The sequence below is a fragment of the Psychrobacter sp. Ps7 genome, from assembly GCF_022129225.1.
Lineage (GTDB): Bacteria > Pseudomonadota > Gammaproteobacteria > Pseudomonadales > Moraxellaceae > Psychrobacter > Psychrobacter immobilis_A.
In genome coordinates this window covers 1-18,454 of record NZ_JADQAH010000044.1, presented here as the reverse complement: position 1 = coordinate 18,454, position 18,454 = coordinate 1, and the positions used below count along the sequence as shown (strand labels likewise).

The window sequence follows — 18,454 nt, the reverse complement described above, 5'->3', positions numbered from 1 at the left end:
TCATTAACTGTCTAAATAAACTTGTGCCTCGCCCAAGTTTAACGTGCCTTCATAGATCGCGCGACCAGTAATGATGCCTTCAATACAATCGCCATAAGGTTTCAGCAGTTCGATATCTTTCATATTGGTTACACCGCCTGAGGCAATCACAGGCAAGCCGCCTTCACGTGCTAAATTGACAGTTTGTTCAACGTTGACGCCTTGCATCATGCCATCGCGGTTGATATCGGTGTATACAATCGACGATACGCCAACATCTGCAAAGCGCTTCGCAAGCTCGGTCGCCTTGGTATCCGTCACATTTGCCCAACCATGGGTTGCTACCATGCCGTCCTTAGCATCGATACCTACAATGATATGACCCGGAAATTCGCGGCAAGCTTCTGCGACAAACTCCGGATCTTCGACCGCTTTTGTACCAATGATGATATAAGTCAAACCAGCCGTAATATATTGCTCAATGGTGTTCATATTGCGCACACCACCGCCCAACTGAATAGGCAGATTCGGATACGCTTTAGTAATGTCATTCACCACTTGTCTATGAACGGGTACGCCGTCAAATGCCCCATTCAAATCAACCAAATGCAGTCGACGTGCACCTTCCTCTACCCAGCGTGCCGCCATGGCCACTGGATCATTAGAAAAAACCGTATCATCCTCCATACGGCCTTGTTTTAAGCGGACACATTTACCATCTTTTAAATCAATAGCCGGGATAATGACAGGCACAGCACACATATAGCATTCCTTATAAAGCACAACAATAAATACATTTAGAAAAGTAAATTCAAAAATCAGGGTGTATTGAACGTTCAACACACTCTAAACACGCATAAAAACATCAGTCAAAAGTGACTTAATATATTGACGAGTCAAAAGCTATCCATGATAGACCCAAAATCCGCTTCGATAGATAGAAATGACCATAAAAAAACTGTCAATCATAACCATAAGTTTTAATACATTGAATCACTGGCAACATTAGATAAATTCAATTACTGACTGGCAATTTTAGGTCAATTTAGCGTATAATCCTAGGTAAATTTTTATTTGTTTCTATGTGATAGTAACCATGCGCTGCGCTTTTTATTGAGTCATTTATGGCTTAGTGTTGCATAGCGATCAGGATGAGTCGAGCAGCAGCTAAGCACATCTTTTTGATGTTGGCTGACATATTGCTAAGAAGGGTTATATTAGAAATTTCAACTGGTGGCCTCTAAACAGTCTACTCTACAGCACTAAACTCTAATGACGCCTCTTTCTTTTTTATAGTCTCTATCGTATCTCTATCACTAGCTAACTATTTTAGAACAGTCATTACTAGCTGTATAGCCGCTTATTGATGTGAGTGAAATCTACTTAATAATGGCTTCGCTAGTTTGTCTGTCAACCAGTTTATCATCTATTTCGATAGATCATCTTTTGGCTGCATTCTTATCTAATCGCGTATCTATTAATAGGGTACCAAACCGATAAGGGTGGTCAATTGCGCTGGTGTTACAAGCTTTAATTTTCAATGAAACGTATGATAGAGCTATTGTCTACACAATCATTTTCGCTAAAGGCTTGAACGATTGTGTTTGATTTGATGGTTTTAACATACACCTTGGTAGCCAGTCGCCACTTTGGTCATTCGAATAAGACATTAACGTGTTGTTAAGGAGTCTAAGGTCAGCGTTAATACTCTTACTAGTAGTTATGATCATGCGTTATTTTTAGAGATCCTTTGTCACTATCCTACTATAGGAAGAGAGACGCGGGGGCTTTATTGGATGACGCAGATGTTCATGCTACCGATATACCAAACAGGACGTCTGGTATCGTTTTAGACTATGGACTAAGTTTTCGCTTATGATTACCATCAAAAAAGGTTTGGATTTGCCCATCACCGGTGAATCATCCCGCGAGATATCTGAGCACCAACCGACACATGTCGCCGTTATTGGCTATGATTATGTGGGCATGAAGCCCACGATGAATGTCAAAGAAGGTGATATCGTAGCAAAGGGTCAGCCCGTTTTTGAAGACAAAAAACGAGTTGGCGTTATCTATACTGCCCCTGCTGCTGGTAAAGTCGTCGCGATTAAACGCGGTGAACGTCGTGTGTTTGAGAGCCTTGTGATTGCGGTCGACCCAAACGGTGAAGAAGTAGACTTCGAGCGCTATGACTCCCAGCAACTTGCTGACCTAGACGCTGAAGTTGTTGAAACCCAACTGCTTGCCTCTGGCGAATGGACCGCGTTTCGCACGCGCCCTTATAGCCGTGCGCCAGAAATCGGTGCCCGTCCTCATGCTATTTTTGTCACCGCTATGGATACCAATCCATTAGCATTTGACCCAATGCTGCTGATTAGCGATCAGTTGCAAGCGTTCAATGACGGACTTGCTGTCTTATCGACACTCAGCCCCAAGACCTTTGTTTGCCATCATGGTGATGCCCAGTTGACGCCAGTTGCCAAAACGGCGGCTAATAATGTCACTGAGTATCATAGCTTTGCTGGTAAGCATCCTGCTGGTCTGGCTGGCACGCACATTCACTTTTTGCACCCAATCATGCGCGGCGTGACCGTATGGACGATTGGCTACCAAGACGTGATTGCGATTGGTAAGCTATTCACTAGCGGTCGCTTGTATACGCGCCGTATCATTAGTTTGGCAGGTCCTGCGGTCACCAAGCCACGTTTGGTGGCTACTGAGCGCGGTGCTGATATCGCTGCTCTGACCAAAGGACAGCTGGCGGCTGGCGAAAACCGTATTATTTCTGGTTCGGTATTGTCAGGTCGTAAAGTGTTTGGCAATACGGCTTATCTTGGTCGTTTTCATAACCAAATCAGTGTGCTGCCTGAAGGGCGTGAACGTCCAGCGTTCCATTTCCTAAGTGTCGGCACCAACCGCTTCTCTAAGCTGCCTATTTATATTTCTAAGTTTTTTGGTAATAAGAAATATAACTTTACGACCACGAGTAATGGTTCACCGCGAGCGATGGTACCTATCGGGGTTTATGAAGAGGTCATGCCGCAAGATTATCTGCCGACACAGTTACTACGTGCATTAATTGTCGAAGACATGATTAGCGCCGTAGATTTGGGCGTGCTCGAATTGGACGAAGAAGATTTAGCATTATGCACCTTCGTATCTCCTGGCAAATATGAATTCGGTGATATTTTGCGTGATAACTTGACGCGCATTGAGCTGGAGGGCTAACCACGATGAAATTTTTACACAATATGTTCGATCGTATGGAGCCGTCTTTCACCAAGGGTGGCAAACACGAAAAATACTATGCTATCTTTGAGATGTTTGATACGTTTTTGCGTCAACCAAGCTCAACCACATACTCAGCATCACACGTACGCGACGGTATCGACCTAAAGCGTATTATGATTACCGTATGGTTATGTACTTTCCCAGCCATGTTTTGGGGTATGTACAACATCGGTCATCAAGCACTAACGGCGATTGCAACGCTTGGTTTGCAGCCTGAAGGCTGGCGTACTGTTATCACCAGTATGGCAGGCTATAACCCAGACAGTATCTGGGCAAGCTTCGTTTACGGGGCGATGCAATTTTTACCGATTTATATCGTCACTTTTGCGGTCGGTATTCTCTGTGAGATTATCTTTGCCGTAGTGCGCGGTCATGAAGTCAACGAAGGTTTCTTTGTGACCTCAGTGCTGTTTGCGCTTTGTTTACCACCAGATATTCCTTTATGGCAAGTTGCCCTCGGTATTATCTTTGGTGTCGTAGTCGCAAAAGAAGTGTTCGGTGGTACGGGTAAAAACTTCCTGAACCCTGCCCTATCGGGTCGCGCATTCTTATACTTTGCTTACCCTGCTTATATGTCTGGTGACTCAGTATGGACTGCCGTTGATGGTTTCTCTGGTGCGACGCCACTTGGTCTTGCCGCGTTAGGCGTAGTTCCTCAGGACTTCGTCGACGTCTATGGTAATGCAATCACTTGGGGTGATGCATTCTTAGGCAACATGCAAGGCAGTATCGGTGAAGTATCAACACTGGCTATCCTAATGGGTGCCGTCGTTCTACTTTGGACACGTATTGCTTCATGGCGCATCATGGCAGGTTGTGTGGTAGGTCTGATTGCTACTTCTCTTGTCTTTAATATGATTGGTTCTGAAGACAATATGATGATGAACCTGCCGTTTTATTGGCACTTAGTTATCGGTGGCTTCGCCTTTGGTGCCGTGTTTATGGCAACCGACCCTGTGTCAGCTGCGCATACCAATAAAGGCCGCTGGGCTTATGGTATCTTGATTGGTTTTATGACGGTATTGATTCGCGTCGTGAACCCAGCTTTCCCAGAAGGCATCATGCTGGCTATTTTATTCGCCAACTTATTTGCTCCATTGTTTGATTACTTTGTGACCCAAGCAAACATCAAACGCCAAACAGCTCGGAGGGTTCGTTATGTCCAAGCCCAAAAGTAACAATGCGAAAACCATCAGTGTGGCATTGACGCTATGCTTGGTGTGCTCCGTCTTAGTTTCAGCAGTAGCGGTTGGTCTAAAACCTGCTCAAATTGAAAACGCACGCTTAGACCGTAACAAAAACATCTTGGTTGCCGCTGGCATGTACGATGCCGAGTCTGATACAGCAGATGATGTTGCTGAACGTTTTAAAGATTTCGATGTCGAAATTATTGACTTAAGTAAAGGCAGCTACGTTGATGATGAAGCGCTAAAAGCCGCTGGCATCCCTGATCGTAATGCTTATGACGCAAGCCAAGCGACTAAGAATAAGGCACTGAGTGAAGATTTAGGCAACAACGACCCTGCTGGTATTGGTCGTAAACCCAAATATGCCAAAGTCTATGTTAAAAAAGATGACGCAGGCAAACCTGAAATGGTTGTTTTGCCGATTCAAGGCTATGGACTATGGGGCACTATCTATGGTTTCTTAACCCTTGAAAGCGATATGAATACCATCAAAGGTATCAGCTTTTATGAGCATAAAGAAACCCCAGGTCTGGGTGCTCGTATCGAAGAGCCAGAGTGGCGTGCGAAGTGGAGCGGTATCCACTCATATGACGAAAATGGTAATGTTGCCACTGGTGTGACCAAAGCGGGTACACCGAAAGAGAACTGGGTCGATGGTATCAGTGGTGCAACCTTGACCGGTCGCGGTGTCAGTAACATGATTCAGTTTTGGTTGGGTGAGCAAGGTTATAAGCCTTATTTAGATACGCTACGTAAAGAGAGTGGTCAAGCGATTGATAATGCGGCAGATACACAAGCTACGCAATCAACGCTGAGCGCTCAACCTGAAACCGAACTGGCAGCCAAACGACCAGTAGCAAACGGCAAGGAGGCATAACATGGCTGACACTAAAAGTATTTTAACCTCGCCTATTTTTGATAATAACCCCATTGCCCTACAGATCCTTGGTATCTGTTCGGCACTGGCTGTCACCACAAGCATGGCTAATGCCATGGTAATGTGTGTGGCGTTGACCTTAGTCACGGCGTTTTCAAGCTTCTTTATCTCGATCATTCGTAAGCAAATCCCTTCAAGCATTCGTATTATCGTACAGATGACCATTATTGCTTCCTTGGTTATCTTAGTGGATCAGGTGCTAAAAGCTGTCGCTTATGATGTGAGTAAAGGCTTGTCGGTCTTCGTTGGTTTGATTATCACCAACTGTATCGTGATGGGTCGTGCCGAAGCATTTGCCATGAGCAATCCCCCAGTGCCAAGCTTTTTAGATGGTATTGGTAATGGTCTTGGCTATTCTGCGGTTTTGCTGTTTGTTGCGACTATCCGTGAGCTACTTGGCTCAGGTACGTGGTTTGGTATCACCATCCTACAGCCTGTCACTGATGGCGGTTGGTATATTCCAAACGGTCTATTACTGTTGCCACCGTCAGCATTCTTTATTATTGGTTTGTTCATTGCCATTATCCGTATCTGGAAACCTGAGCAGGTTGAAGACGCTGAATTTGTAATGAAGCCGCAGTCTAAAGGCATGGCACATGGAGGCGGTCACTAATGGGACATTATGTTAGTTTATTTATAACCTCAGTCTTTATTGAGAATATGGCGCTGGCCTATTTCTTAGGTATGTGTACTTTCTTGGCAGTATCAAAGAAGGTTTCAACCGCTATTGGTCTGGGTGTTGCCGTGGTCGTCGTGATGGCGATTACCGTACCGCTAAACAACTTACTCTTTCAGTTCATTCTAAAAGATGGTGCGCTGGCATGGGCAGGTTTCCCTGATATCGACTTAAGCTTTTTGGGCTTGCTCAGTTATATCGGCTTGATTGCTGCGACCGTACAGATTCTAGAGATGTTCCTCGATAAGTTCGTCCCTAGTCTGTATAACGCCCTTGGGGTGTTCTTGCCACTCATCACTGTAAACTGTGCCATCTTAGGTGGTGTACTGTTTATGGTTGAGCGTGACTATAATTTCGGCGAATCTGTCGTATATGGTGTGGGCGCAGGCTTCGGTTGGGCATTGGCGATTACCGCATTGGCCGGTATCCGTGAAAAGTTAAAATACTCAGACATTCCAGCACCGCTGCGTGGTCTTGGTATTACTTTTATCACAGTTGGTCTGATGTCACTTGGCTTTATGTCTTTCGGCGGTATGTCAATTTAGACCGCTAAGCTTAACAGCCTATTTAGCGATTTGACCTATTTAATTCATTTATTCGGTAGGGGTTCAGGAAACACGCAATGACGTCTTTTCGCACCCCTACTCCATAGATTAAGGATACCTACCATGGATTACGCTACGGCGATTGGTGGCGTTGCTATGTTTACCTTGATCATCATGGGCCTCGTTGCCATTATTTTGGCGGCGCGCTCAAGACTGGTCAGTTCAGGCGATGTTACCATCCATATCAATGATAATCCCGATAATGACGTCGTGACCCCAGCAGGCGGTAAATTACTACAAACCCTTGCAAGCGAAGGTATTTTCTTATCTTCAGCCTGTGGTGGCGGTGGTACTTGTGCGCAGTGTCGTTGCCGCGTTATTGAAGGGGGCGGCTCTATCTTGCCCACCGAAGAAGGCTATTTTACTCAAGGCGAAATTCGCAATCATATGCGCTTAGCTTGTCAGGTAGCCGTTAAGCAAGACATGAAAATCGAGATTGACCCTGAGTTTTTTGATGTACAAAAGTGGGAGTGTGAAGTTCTCTCTAACGATAACGTTGCGACTTTTATTAAAGAGCTGGTCCTTAAAATTCCAGATGGCGAAGAAGTGAACTTCCGTGCTGGTGGTTATGTACAGTTAGAGGCGCCACCGCATGAAGTGCATTATAAAGACTTTATCATTGACGAAGAATACCGCGAAGACTGGGAAAAATTTGGTATTTTCAACTATGTCTCAAAAGTTGATGAGCCAGTTATTCGTGCTTACTCGATGGCCAACTACCCTGAAGAAAAAGGCCTTATTAAGTTTAATATTCGTATCGCTAGTCCACCGCCACGCGGTCCTGACGGTATTCCACCAGGCAAAATGTCATCATGGGTATTTAGCCTAGTACCTGGCGATAAAGTGACGGTTTCAGGTCCTTATGGTGAATTCTTTGCCAAAGAGACTGACGCTGAAATGATTTTCGTTGGTGGTGGTGCTGGTATGGCACCAATGCGCTCGCACATCTTCGATCAGCTTAAACGCTTACATACTAAGCGTAAAATCAGCTTTTGGTATGGTGCACGCTCTATCCGTGAGATGTTCTATGTTGAAGATTATGATCAACTAGCAGAAGAGTTTGATAACTTTGAGTGGCATGTGGCTTTATCTGATCCATTACCAGAAGACAATTGGGAAGGTCCAACCGGCTTTATCCATAATGTACTACTTGAAAATTATCTGAAAAACCATCCAAACCCAGAAGACTGTGAATACTACATGTGTGGGCCACCGATGATGAATGCGGCGGTCATCGACATGCTACACAGCTTAGGCGTGGAAGATGAAAATATCATGCTTGATGACTTCGGTGGTTAAGTGAGTAACTAAGCAAATGGTTACGTAAAAAAGTATTCTAAAGTGATAAATAAAAAAGAGTCTCAATTGAGGCTCTTTTTTTGGCTTTGACTAAATGTAACCCTTGCATAATAAGCCTACAAATCTAAATAGCAGACCGCCTGCCCTCTGCTATATTATTAATTGTTTATTGCCTTAAGAAAGGATTCCTATGAAAACCAACATTAAAGATTTGACCATTTGGATTACTGGTGCTTCTAGTGGTATCGGTGCAGCATTGTCTATCGCCTTTGCCAAACATAGTGCCACCATTATTTTAAGTGGGCGTGATGAGGCAAAATTAGTAGCAGTCAAAAACCGCTGTAAAAACAGCAAAAATCATTTCATCATCCCTTTTGATATCACCGATGCTAAACAAGCAAAAGACGCATATAAGACAGCTAAAGCTCAAGCTGGAAAAATTGATTGGCTTATTAATAATGCTGGCATCAGTCAACGCTCGCTTATTATGGAAACCACTGAAGAAGTTGAGCGCCAAATTATGGAGATAGATTATTTTGCGCAGACACGTCTGACCAGACTAGTACTGCCCAATATGATCGCGCAAGGCAGCGGCAAAATTGTCATGGTATCAAGTGTTGCAGGTTTATTAGGCACACAATATCGCGGCGCTTATGGAGCAGCCAAAGCCGCACTTCATATGTGGGCAAACAGTCTGCGTGCAGAACTGCATGAACAAGGCATAGAGGTGGCGACGATATTCCCAGGATTTATTCAAACCAGTATTTCTATTAACGCCTTGACTGGTGACGGTAGCGCGCAAGGAACGATGGACGAGGCAACCAATAAAGGATTAACCACAGCTACCTTTGCCAAACAAGTTGTCAAAGCCCTGATTAAGGGTGAAGAATATATCATCGTGGCAGGTAATAAAGAAAAGCTGGCGACCACAGTCAATCGCCTATCGCCGCCAAAACTATATAAGCTCATCCGTGAATCAAAAGTAAAATAAATCTAGTCGTTTAAGCCATTAGGTCTTAAGTCGATGATTGGCGTTATGGGTGACAAGGGGTGTAAAATGGGCGACGCTAATAGAACGTGCCACTCACCCTTTTGCCATAAAAGCCATTATGATTAATATGAGAAAACCAATAATGCAAAAATTAGCCCCACTCTCATTGTCTAACAAATCGATGAAAACCACCTTATTGCCCGTTATGGCTATCAGTGCTGTATTCAGTCTTAGTGCTTGCCAGCAAACGCCAGATTATGATTATCTCAGCGGTGAGACCATGGGAACGAGCTACCATATCAGTTATCAGCTACCTGCGGATGCAGATGAAGCGGCCATCCAAGCGTCGATTGATAAGCGCTTGCAGCAAATCAATGACAGTATGTCTACCTATCAAGCAGACTCTACTATCTCTAAATTTAACCAGTTAGGTAAAGACATCCCTCTCACTATCGATGCAGATTTTGCTCACGTACTTGATGTGTCACGAATCGTCTATCAGCAATCTGGTGGCGCCTTTGATCCTACCGTCATGCCATTGGTAGAGACTTGGGGCTTTGGTAGCACCATGACCGTTGAGCGCTTGCAAAGTCCACCGACAGCACTTGAGATTGCTCAAGCAAAAGCCTTGGTAGATTTTGAGAGCATCATACAAAAAGAGCAGAGCATTTATAAAACCAAAGATGGGGTCGGGCTTGATTTCTCAGCAGTTGCTAAAGGTTATGGCGTCGATGTAATCGCCGATGTGCTCAGAGATGATTATCAAATTCGCAACTACATGGTAGAGATAGGGGGTGAAATTGCAACCTCTGGGGTCAATAACCAACAGCAGCCGTGGCAAATTGCGATTGATGCGCCTATTGAGGACAGTACGGTCAGCGAGCGTCAAACAATATCAGCGATTCGTCAACCCATCAATACCGATAATCAGATGTATTTGGCAACTTCTGGCAACTATCGTAATTCCGTCATATTCGACGGTCAGCGCTACAGTCATACGATTGATCCAACCACTGGCAAGCCTATCGCGGGCGGCGCACCATCGGTAACCGTTGCAGCAGACTCAGTCGCACTAGCAGATGCGTGGGCAACCGCCCTCACTGCAATGCCTTATAAAAAAGCCCTTGCAACAGCCAAAGCACAAGATATAGCTGCCTTGTTTGTTGTTTTAGCTGATGAGGCAAAGACGACGGATTCTGATAAGAATACTGACCAGTGGCAAGTGGTACAAACACCAGCGATGCAAGCATTACGCGCTGACAAACAGCCTTAGAACTTAGTCGTAATAGAACTTAGTCGCAATACTGTAAACGGCTCGATAACCATCAACGAGCCATACAAAAATTTGCTATACTGGTTTTGCTATACTATTAAGGTATTAACCTAGTAAATAGCCACACTATTTTTAAAAATCGAGGTTTCCTCTATGCTTAGTCAATTGCTTCCCATGCTTGCCATTACCTTTACCGTCTTCGTCCTGTTCTTTATCTTTATGGGTATCGGTTATATGGTCAAAAAGAAGCCGCTTAGAGGATCTTGTGGCGGCGTTGCTAAACTAATGGGTGATGAAAATTGCTCGTTTTGTGGAAATGATCCCAATAAGTGTGATTCAATCGTGGCAGAACAGCAAGAAAACGCCCTTAAAGCCGCTCAGCTAGGCAAACCTGTATAAACTAAATTTTATAAATACCGCGTTTGTTACCATACGCTGGTAGTATTTACCTAACATCTGTTCTTATAATAGCGTCTACTCCTTTGCAAGGGACTGGCGCTATTTTTAGTTGTGCCAGCCGCGACGTATCTAGTTAGCATCGCTTCAAGATATTTTGGATATAAATACGGCACGTGCAAGGCCTGTTAATAATAGTAGACTAAATAAATCTAATACCGTATCCAGTTGATAGGCGATTGAAGATAAGCGCGCTTTCAAAATGGTTACTCATATATCTTGTATTCTGCAAGTAATCTCTAGTTCTAATTTACGATTCTAATTAATGATTTTAGTCACCGTCTAGGTGCGTTTTCTTTGGTGTTATTTACAAGCGACGATGCTTCGGCGCTGTTTAATGACGTGTCCTTTTTCTTATTCTAATAGTCGTGCTGCTATGTCTACCTCTACTGATTTGCCACCTGATGTGCCATTACAGTCTCATTCAGATACACCATCACCGTTTGAGCTGCCCTCCTCACGCTTCACTTTTTGGCTCATCTTATGTGCCATGATTTTGCTCGCCACCAATATGCGTGCGCCTATTGTTGCTCTCGGCTCTATTGCCCCTGTCGTACAAGATGCACTCCATATCTCTGAGACGCAGATTGGTTGGCTAGGAGCAGTGCCCATGCTGACTTTTGCAGTGGGCGCACTGATCGCGCCAGCCATTGGTAAGCGTTTTGGGCTTGAGAATACGCTCGTTGCGATGATTGCGTTATTAACGATTGGTATGATGATTCGTACCGTTATTCCCACTTGGTCTGGGTTTTTGATTGGTACGTTATTGTTGACCTTGGCTATCGGTTTTGCGAATACCTTAGCTGCCCCTGTTATTAAACAGCGTACGCCCCAGCATATTCCACTCATAACAGGGCTATTTAGTCTAACGATGACGGTAACGGCAGGCATCGTCGCTGGAGTTGTACTACCATTATCTGAGCAAGTGGGCTGGCAATGGGCACTGGGTGGGTGGTCGCTATTGGGCATTTTTGCGATCGTTATTTGGATATTTTTGCGGTTGCGTCTGGGTTCGTCTAGTCATCAAGCCATTGTGCCACCTACCTCTGGAGCGTCTGACATCTCCATGTGGCGTACGCCTTTTGCTTGGCAAATTGCGGTATTTATGGGGCTGCAATCACTATTATTTTATACTGTTGCCAGTTTTTTGCCATCCATTTGGGTCAGCAAAGGGCTATCTGCAGTGCAAGCAGGACAAATGGCTTCAGTGTTTCAGTTTATGGCGCCAGTATCTATTTTGAGCCTGACGTGGCTGATCAATCGCGGCCGCCCTATTCAGGCGCTGGCGGTGTTTGCAGCGGTACTGAATGTTATTGGTATTTTAGGAATCAATTATTTATCTACCGACTTCGCGTGGTTGTGGTCAGGTCTGATGGGCATTGGCTGCTCCGCTATTTTCACCTTGAGCATGATGCTGTTCTCCTTACGTACTTATACGACCAACCAATCTAGTGAGCTGTCGGGTATGGCGCAATTCGTCGGTTATTTGATTGCATTTTTTGGTCCCTTAGGGACAGGTTGGCTACATGAAGCGACTGGCAGCTGGGATTTACCCCTATTCATTATGCTCATTTTGATGGTTATCAACGTCGTCATTGCTTGGGTAGTGAGTCGTCCAGTGATGGTCGATGGCAAAAAGCTTTAATATCAAAAACTACAGTAACCTTAGGATAATATTGGTGTCTGTCTTATTTTGCTACACTGGTTTGATTGCTTATAGGACAGAATAATCATGATGAATTTATCCATTCGTTTCGCTCGACACTTACCAACATTGGCTATTTTAACAGCCATAATGGCGCTCGGTGGTTGCCAAAAACCATCTGAACCTAGCACCGATAATGGCATGCAAAACAGTACTCAAACTGCCGAACCTCAAACGACAAAATCTGAGCAAACGACTACTAGCGCTGAACAGCAGCAAGCGCCATTAACGATCTTAGCATTGGGCGACTCCCTGACAGAAGGTCTTGGGGTAGACAAAGATGGCAACTATCCTGCTCAATTAGAAGATCGTCTGCAAGCAATGGGTTACGACAATGCCAAAGTGGTCAATTCAGGATTGAGCGGTGAAACCAGCACGGGATTGGTCAATCGCTTAGACTGGGTGTTGCAAACTAAACCTGATGTGACGATTTTGACCATTGGTGCTAACGATGCCATACGTGGTATCGATGTGGCGACAGTTGAAGCCAATATTCGTACCGCGGTCAAACGTCTACAGGATAATGGCAGTATCGTCATTTTGGGTGGCATGCAGATCTATGACAACCTTGGCTCTGATTATGTGAAGTCATTTGCCGCGATATATCCGAGAGTGGCGAAAGACATGAATGTGACGCTGATTCCTTTCTTCTTGGATGGTGTGGGCGGTGATCCTGCGCTCAATCAAGCTGATGCCATTCATCCGACGAAAGAGGGTTATACGATTATCGTTAATGACAATATCGTACCTATTCTAGCGCCTAAACTAGAAGCGCTAAAAATAGCCGATGCAGACAATGCAACTGAAAATGCTCAAGACGATACGACAAAAAATACGATAAATTAGACCACTTAACGAGACACTGTAATGACATCATCACCTTCGATTGCCGTTTCAACGCCACAAGCAAACTTTAAAACAGAACCCCTACTGACCGCCTCACAATTAAACAAAACCGTACAAGTCGGCGAGCAAACCCTATCAATCATTAAAGACGTAGATATCTATGTCAACGCTGGCGAGTTTGTGGTCATTATGGGCAAATCAGGCTCAGGTAAATCCACCTTACTAGGAGTACTGGCGGCGCTAGATTATCCAGACAGCGGTACGGTGTCGCTAGCAGGTCAAATGCTCAGTAGTCTTGACGAAGATGCGCTGGCGGTCATTCGTCAGCATGATATGGGCTTTGTTTTTCAGTCGTTTCACCTACTGCCAACCTTGACAGTCGCCGAGAACATCGCCTTTCCACTTGATATTGCCAGACGTCCAAACCCAGCACGAGTAGACGAGCTAATTGATGCCGTTGATTTGGGTCATCGCCGTCATAGCTTGCCCAATCAGTTGTCAGGTGGTGAGCAGCAACGTACAGCGGTGGCACGAGCGCTAGTATCGCATCCAAAGATTGTGTTTGCGGATGAGCCTACAGGCAACCTCGATGAGCAAAATGCCGATCAAGTCATGCAGCTGCTATTGGACTTACGCCAACAGGTTGGCTCGGCGCTGGTGGTGGTGACTCATGACCCTGCACTTGCCGAAATGGCAGATCGTGTCATCACCATGCATGATGGTCGAATTGTACCTACATGAATAACTGGATTGTATCTTAATGAATCGTAAGCCCACAGACAATAAACCACCAGCTGATACAAAAAAGACTGATACCAGTATGCGTCAAGAGTCCAGTTATCCTAGCGGTATCCTCAATCAATTATTTACCCGTACCCTAGGTTTTCAAACACTGGGCGCGCAAGCACTCAGTCGTAGCTGGTGGCAACGCTGGGTTTATCCGGTATTGTTTTTACTGACGTTGACCTTGTCACTTGCAACTTACCTGACCCTCGACTCTGTGCAGCAGTCTGTCGATCGCTATATCAATGACAATCAGCGCGCGCTCGTTGGTGGAGATCTAATTCTAAACAGTAAACAAGACTGGCCAAGTGAAGTATTAACGCAGGTAGAAACCATCCCCGATACGCAGACGGTGTATGACTATCAGTTTAGCGCCATGCTGGTCAATGATGAGCAAACCTTGCTTGCCAGCATTAAAGCGGTCTCGCCGTCTTATCCCTTATACGGTACAGCGGAGCTTGCCTCAGGACAGCCGCTGTGGGAGCAGCTAACCTCTGACAGTGTCATCGTCGCACCAGAAGTGCTCAGTAGCCTACAGGCTAAGGTCGGTGACCGTATCACCATTGGCGATGCGCAGTTTACGATCAGTGATGTACTGACAAAAGAACCTGATAGACCGCTGACCACATTTGGGTTCGGTGGTCGTGTCTTAATGCATCAAGACTCACTCGCAGCGACCAACCTGTTGGGGCAACGTAGCCGCATAAACTATCGTATTGAGATGGCAGGCGATCCCGAACTGATAACGACGCAGCGTGATGCGCTCACAGAGATACTGACCAACTATCCTGATATCGAGCTCTCTGACGCAGAGTCCGCAGACACTTCGGTCTCGCGTATCTCTGACAATGTACTGATGTTTTTAAAATTACTGGTCATCGCGGTGTTGCTACTTTCTGCGGTCGCCATGTATGGCGTCATTAGCGCGTTTGTCACTAAGCAGCAGTCTAATAATGCCATTCGTTTGGCATTAGGTGAACCGCTTGGCTCACTCAAGCGCAGCTACTATCAGCTGCTTATCGTAACGACTGTCATTGCTTGTATTGCAGCGATTATACTGAGTCTAGGTTTGCTTAAAATTGGTCAACCGTATCTGGTGGCTATCTTGCCTGCCGATGTTGGTCTCGCCATCAATCCAATCAGTGCAATTAAGACTATTGTAATTGCTCTAGTCCTGACGTTGCTGATCGCGCAGCGTGGTCTAAGCGCACTTAACACGACCAAACCCGCTACCCTACTCAATCAAGGGGCGAGTACGCAACCACAAAACTTGCCTTGGTATCGACGCGTGCCCTTACTCTGGTATGGCTTGGTGCTGGCAGGGCTGTATGCGTTCTTTGCTTATGAAGTGGGCTCGCTGTCATTAGGGGCGCAGTTATTGAGTGGGTTGATCGGCTTCGTGGCGATATTTTGGCTATTGGCGCGTGGGTGGCTCTGGCTACTGGCCAAATTGGCGAGCAATACCAAGGTCAGTTGGATGCAGCGTATCGCCATCCATAACCTTGCGCGTAAAGGCAACCAATCAGCGTTGTTCTTTGTCACCTTATCGCTATCGGTGGCGGTGCTAACGCTTATCACCACACTCAATCACAGTATCAATGCGCAGTTTATCAATGCCTATCCTGAAGACGCGCCCAATTTGTTTTTGCTCGATGTGCAGAGCGAGCAGCATGCTGAGATTGATACGATCATTGATGCGCCCGTCACTTATTATCCCGTTATTCGCGCCCGCGTGGAGACGGCAAATGATGTGGCGGCAAAAGATATCGTGCCTGCTGATGGGTTTGATGATCCCACGCGAGTGTTTAACTTGAGCTATGCAGATACGGTTATGGAGACCGAATACATCACGGAATCCCTCACAGACGACGCGCTATACACTCCTATCGATGATACAGATGAACAAGTCAAACCCTTATCTATCTTGGACACAGCTGCCAGTATGCTCAATGTCGGCATGGGCGATCAAGTACGTTTTAACATTCAAGGTATCAAAATCATCGGGCAGATTACAAGTATTCGCACGCGCTATGAGCGTGGCCCAAGCCCGTATTTCTACTTCTTGTTTGAGCCGTCCGTGCTGTCCGCTGCCCCACAGATTCAGTTTGCTACCGCCCACGTACCAGAAGATGCAATTCCAGAGCTACAAGGCAAACTGGTACGCGAGTTCCCTGCTGTCACCACGATTGACGGCACTGCCATTGCCAAGCAAATCCAAGAGCTGGTGGTACAAATGAGCCGCTTGGTCTATGTCTTCACCTTGCTTGCCCTGCTCACTGGCGTCATGGTGCTGATCAGCTCGCTACTGTCTACCTCACAAGATCGCATGAAGGACAGCGCGTCATTCAGACTGCTCGGTATGCAAAAGCGTGATCTTTATATGCTTAATATCCTAGAGCTGGGTGTACTTGGTATTAGCGCGGCGACATTTGCGGTGATTATCGCCACTGGTGGTGCTTGGCTTGCCGTTACTCAATGGTTTAATCTACAGTTTAGTATGCCCTGGGCAAATTTGGCTATGGGCGGCGTGGCGTTAGTCGTCTTGCTGTTTACCATTGCTATTATTTATGTGAGATTGGTGATTGGCCGAGGAATTATGGCTAGAGTACGGGCGATGGTTTAAGGTGAGAAGCGCTAAAAAATTGCGCTGCAATTTTGGTTTCACAATAAAAGCCCTCTAAATAGAGGGCTTTCTGATTCGCTGTTACTTTCAAGTCAATGACTAGCTTTAGAATAAAAAATCTTCAATTTCAATTTTATTTATAATTACTCAGGATTTGAAGAAATCTACTATTATCTCTATTATACTCAACCGATCCTGCTAATATTTTTATATTATGGTATCTCATAGAGGTATGTCTAAATAGCCAGAATAGCTCCTCAGTGTATTGACTCTTTTCTAGAATACATATTACATACACCATTTCCAAACTTGCATTGTAAATACTATTCTTGATTCTTTCTATATTATCTATAATACTATTTTTAATATTTTCAGTTAACCTTAAGTCTTTTACAACAATCCCATTTTTCAGATTTCCATTACTCACTATATAGTCGAAAACGTAATCTTCACTTTCTGCTACTACAGTTTCAAATCTTTGTAACAAGTAATTTTGAACTATATCTTCTATGGAACCATTATTAGAATGTTTTTCTAGGTTATTGTTTGAAGATATATTTCTTACTTCTTGTATTACCTCTTCCTCTACCTTCGCACCCATTTTTTCATTTGCATAACTTAAGAAGTTTTCCATAGTGTACATATGAAACCGCTCAACATTTGCTTCTTCTGTAATCTCATTGATTAACTCTGGTCTAGCACCTATAGTTTTACCAGATTTTTTTAACCACCAATCAGATTTATTATCGTCTGTTATAAATATAATATCTGTCAATCCACTCTCTTTAGCATGCTTAATTATCTGCTTCCAAATAATCAAATCTCCATATTTGCGTTCATAGTAAACATTCTCATGTTTATTATGACTAGACTCATCTTCATTCAAATCTTTTTTGTTATCTCTGAATCCAGGCGGTATCCTATATTTGTAACGAATGGCACCTTCTTTAGTAATTTTATCTATCTCCTCCTGATTTTTTGGAGCTTTACCAATTTTTCCATAGAATAGTTCATCTATTTTTTCCCTTATAGTATCTAGAGAGTTTATATCCATACTCATCTCTTTAAACCCATCTATTTCTGTAGACATATTACTTTTGAAAGATTCAATAATTTCGATTAACTTATCAGGATCGATATTGCTATGTCTTTTCTTCAACTGTAGGTTATTAACCTTAGTTTGCATGTCAGTTACAGATTTAGAAACTATATCTTCTAGTTCTGAATAACGATTATATTGTTTCGATATAACATTCAATCTGTTATTTTGAAACTCTAATCCTACATAATAGGGGATCCAAACTCTTTCGGAAAATCCTTCAATTACCTTTATTAGTGAATCTCTTGTTGAGGACTGATAACGATATAAATTCAACAAAACATTAGTATCAAATACAAACACAGCATTCTTCCATAGTTCATTAAGGTCTTGCTCAGTTAAGCTGTAATAACCTTTGAACAGTTCTTGCATTTGCATAATTCTTTCCTTTATATTTTTATAGTAAAAAATAGTAGTACTTTTTTTGATTATAAGCAGTAGAAGCAGTGAGCTAAGCTATAGATTATAGAGCTAAAGTAGCTCTCACCAAAAATATCGCTTTAGTATTGAAGTAATTCTGTATCAAGATGATATACATCACAGACTATTAACTACAAGCAAAATAATAATACTTCCTGATACCTCAAAACCAAAATGCCTTCTACTCACCTAGAAGGCATTTTTTGCTTCATCAAATGTCTCAGAATATAAACCAATATCAGCCATGCAGTTTGCTTATTTATTGGGGGGATTACCTAGCCCTC

At 44.2% G+C, this 18,454-nt stretch carries 15 protein-coding genes; 13 read left to right on the top strand and 2 right to left on the bottom strand.

Annotation, left to right across the window (positions count from 1 at the left end):
* Window positions 1-3 precede the first annotated feature (3 nt).
* A complete protein-coding gene (gene hisA, locus I3257_RS12340; RefSeq protein ID WP_045447648.1) occupies window positions 4-741 on the bottom strand; it encodes a 1-(5-phosphoribosyl)-5-[(5-phosphoribosylamino)methylideneamino]imidazole-4-carboxamide isomerase in 738 nt (245 codons plus the stop codon).
* A 1,113-nt stretch (window positions 742-1,854) separates the two neighbouring features.
* Here hisA and I3257_RS12335 point away from each other — a divergent pair.
* From I3257_RS12335 to I3257_RS12275, 13 genes are all read left to right on the top strand, one after another.
* Entirely contained in the window at window positions 1,855-3,207 is a 1,353-nt protein-coding gene (locus tag I3257_RS12335; RefSeq protein WP_060492066.1) for a Na(+)-translocating NADH-quinone reductase subunit A, read from the top strand.
* A 5-nt stretch (window positions 3,208-3,212) separates the two neighbouring features.
* The gene (locus I3257_RS12330; RefSeq protein WP_055125672.1) at window positions 3,213-4,448 is read left to right on the top strand and encodes an NADH:ubiquinone reductase (Na(+)-transporting) subunit B; all 1,236 of its coding nucleotides are present in this window, start codon (window positions 3,213-3,215) and stop codon (window positions 4,446-4,448) included.
* Window positions 4,429-5,334: a Na(+)-translocating NADH-quinone reductase subunit C gene (locus I3257_RS12325; protein ID WP_045453837.1), complete on the top strand. Its 906-nt coding sequence runs from the start codon at window positions 4,429-4,431 to the stop codon at window positions 5,332-5,334. The genes I3257_RS12330 and I3257_RS12325 overlap by 20 nt, the downstream gene beginning before the upstream one ends.
* A gap of 1 nt (window position 5,335) precedes the next feature.
* Entirely contained in the window at window positions 5,336-6,007 is a 672-nt protein-coding gene (locus I3257_RS12320; RefSeq protein WP_055125671.1) for an NADH:ubiquinone reductase (Na(+)-transporting) subunit D, read from the top strand.
* The gene (gene nqrE / locus I3257_RS12315) at window positions 6,007-6,615 is read left to right on the top strand and encodes an NADH:ubiquinone reductase (Na(+)-transporting) subunit E (RefSeq protein ID WP_011281361.1); all 609 of its coding nucleotides are present in this window, start codon (window positions 6,007-6,009) and stop codon (window positions 6,613-6,615) included. Before I3257_RS12320 ends, nqrE begins: the two co-directional genes overlap by 1 nt.
* 123 nt (window positions 6,616-6,738) lie before the next feature.
* Window positions 6,739-7,974, top strand: coding sequence for an NADH:ubiquinone reductase (Na(+)-transporting) subunit F (nqrF, locus tag I3257_RS12310; RefSeq protein WP_045447641.1), 1,236 nt, complete (start codon window positions 6,739-6,741; stop codon window positions 7,972-7,974).
* 190 nt (window positions 7,975-8,164) lie between these two features.
* Window positions 8,165-8,965: an SDR family NAD(P)-dependent oxidoreductase gene (locus I3257_RS12305; RefSeq protein ID WP_238049937.1), complete on the top strand. Its 801-nt coding sequence runs from the start codon at window positions 8,165-8,167 to the stop codon at window positions 8,963-8,965.
* Window positions 8,966-9,107: 142 nt separating this feature from the next.
* Complete coding sequence (locus I3257_RS12300) at window positions 9,108-10,238, top strand: FAD:protein FMN transferase (protein WP_238049936.1); 1,131 nt, start codon at window positions 9,108-9,110, stop codon at window positions 10,236-10,238.
* A gap of 153 nt (window positions 10,239-10,391) precedes the next feature.
* Window positions 10,392-10,637 carry a (Na+)-NQR maturation NqrM gene (gene nqrM / locus I3257_RS12295; RefSeq protein WP_045447638.1) on the top strand — a complete coding sequence of 82 codons (246 nt, stop codon included), beginning with the start codon at window positions 10,392-10,394 and terminating at the stop codon, window positions 10,635-10,637.
* 433 nt (window positions 10,638-11,070) lie between these two features.
* Complete coding sequence (locus I3257_RS12290; RefSeq protein ID WP_238049935.1) at window positions 11,071-12,339, top strand: MFS transporter; 1,269 nt, start codon at window positions 11,071-11,073, stop codon at window positions 12,337-12,339.
* A gap of 87 nt (window positions 12,340-12,426) precedes the next feature.
* Window positions 12,427-13,245 carry an arylesterase gene (locus I3257_RS12285; protein ID WP_238049934.1) on the top strand — a complete coding sequence of 273 codons (819 nt, stop codon included), beginning with the start codon at window positions 12,427-12,429 and terminating at the stop codon, window positions 13,243-13,245.
* A 21-nt stretch (window positions 13,246-13,266) separates the two neighbouring features.
* Window positions 13,267-13,986: an ABC transporter ATP-binding protein gene (locus tag I3257_RS12280; RefSeq protein WP_238049933.1), complete on the top strand. Its 720-nt coding sequence runs from the start codon at window positions 13,267-13,269 to the stop codon at window positions 13,984-13,986.
* Between the two features lie 19 nt (window positions 13,987-14,005).
* Window positions 14,006-16,651, top strand: a complete 2,646-nt coding sequence (locus I3257_RS12275; protein ID WP_238049932.1) for an FtsX-like permease family protein — start codon at window positions 14,006-14,008, stop codon at window positions 16,649-16,651.
* A 133-nt stretch (window positions 16,652-16,784) separates the two neighbouring features.
* On the opposite strand, the gene I3257_RS12270 is transcribed toward I3257_RS12275, so the two are convergent.
* Window positions 16,785-18,128, bottom strand: coding sequence for a PIN-like domain-containing protein (locus tag I3257_RS12270; RefSeq protein WP_238049931.1), 1,344 nt, complete (start codon window positions 18,126-18,128; stop codon window positions 16,785-16,787).
* Window positions 18,129-18,454: the final 326 nt, after the last annotated feature.

Bases quoted from the DNA above. Each gene is read 5' to 3' on its own strand.
- hisA (WP_045447648.1), bottom strand. From the start codon at position 741: ATGTGTGCTGTGCCTGTCATTATCCCGGCTATTGATTTAAAAGATGGT.
- I3257_RS12335 (WP_060492066.1), top strand. From the start codon at position 1,855: ATGATTACCATCAAAAAAGGTTTGGATTTGCCCATCACCGGTGAATCA.
- I3257_RS12330 (WP_055125672.1), top strand. From the start codon at position 3,213: ATGAAATTTTTACACAATATGTTCGATCGTATGGAGCCGTCTTTCACC.
- I3257_RS12325 (WP_045453837.1), top strand. From the start codon at position 4,429: ATGTCCAAGCCCAAAAGTAACAATGCGAAAACCATCAGTGTGGCATTG.
- I3257_RS12320 (WP_055125671.1), top strand. From the start codon at position 5,336: ATGGCTGACACTAAAAGTATTTTAACCTCGCCTATTTTTGATAATAAC.
- nqrE (WP_011281361.1), top strand. From the start codon at position 6,007: ATGGGACATTATGTTAGTTTATTTATAACCTCAGTCTTTATTGAGAAT.
- nqrF (WP_045447641.1), top strand. From the start codon at position 6,739: ATGGATTACGCTACGGCGATTGGTGGCGTTGCTATGTTTACCTTGATC.
- I3257_RS12305 (WP_238049937.1), top strand. From the start codon at position 8,165: ATGAAAACCAACATTAAAGATTTGACCATTTGGATTACTGGTGCTTCT.
- I3257_RS12300 (WP_238049936.1), top strand. From the start codon at position 9,108: ATGCAAAAATTAGCCCCACTCTCATTGTCTAACAAATCGATGAAAACC.
- nqrM (WP_045447638.1), top strand. From the start codon at position 10,392: ATGCTTAGTCAATTGCTTCCCATGCTTGCCATTACCTTTACCGTCTTC.
- I3257_RS12290 (WP_238049935.1), top strand. From the start codon at position 11,071: ATGTCTACCTCTACTGATTTGCCACCTGATGTGCCATTACAGTCTCAT.
- I3257_RS12285 (WP_238049934.1), top strand. From the start codon at position 12,427: ATGATGAATTTATCCATTCGTTTCGCTCGACACTTACCAACATTGGCT.
- I3257_RS12280 (WP_238049933.1), top strand. From the start codon at position 13,267: ATGACATCATCACCTTCGATTGCCGTTTCAACGCCACAAGCAAACTTT.
- I3257_RS12275 (WP_238049932.1), top strand. From the start codon at position 14,006: ATGAATCGTAAGCCCACAGACAATAAACCACCAGCTGATACAAAAAAG.
- I3257_RS12270 (WP_238049931.1), bottom strand. From the start codon at position 18,128: ATGCAAATGCAAGAACTGTTCAAAGGTTATTACAGCTTAACTGAGCAA.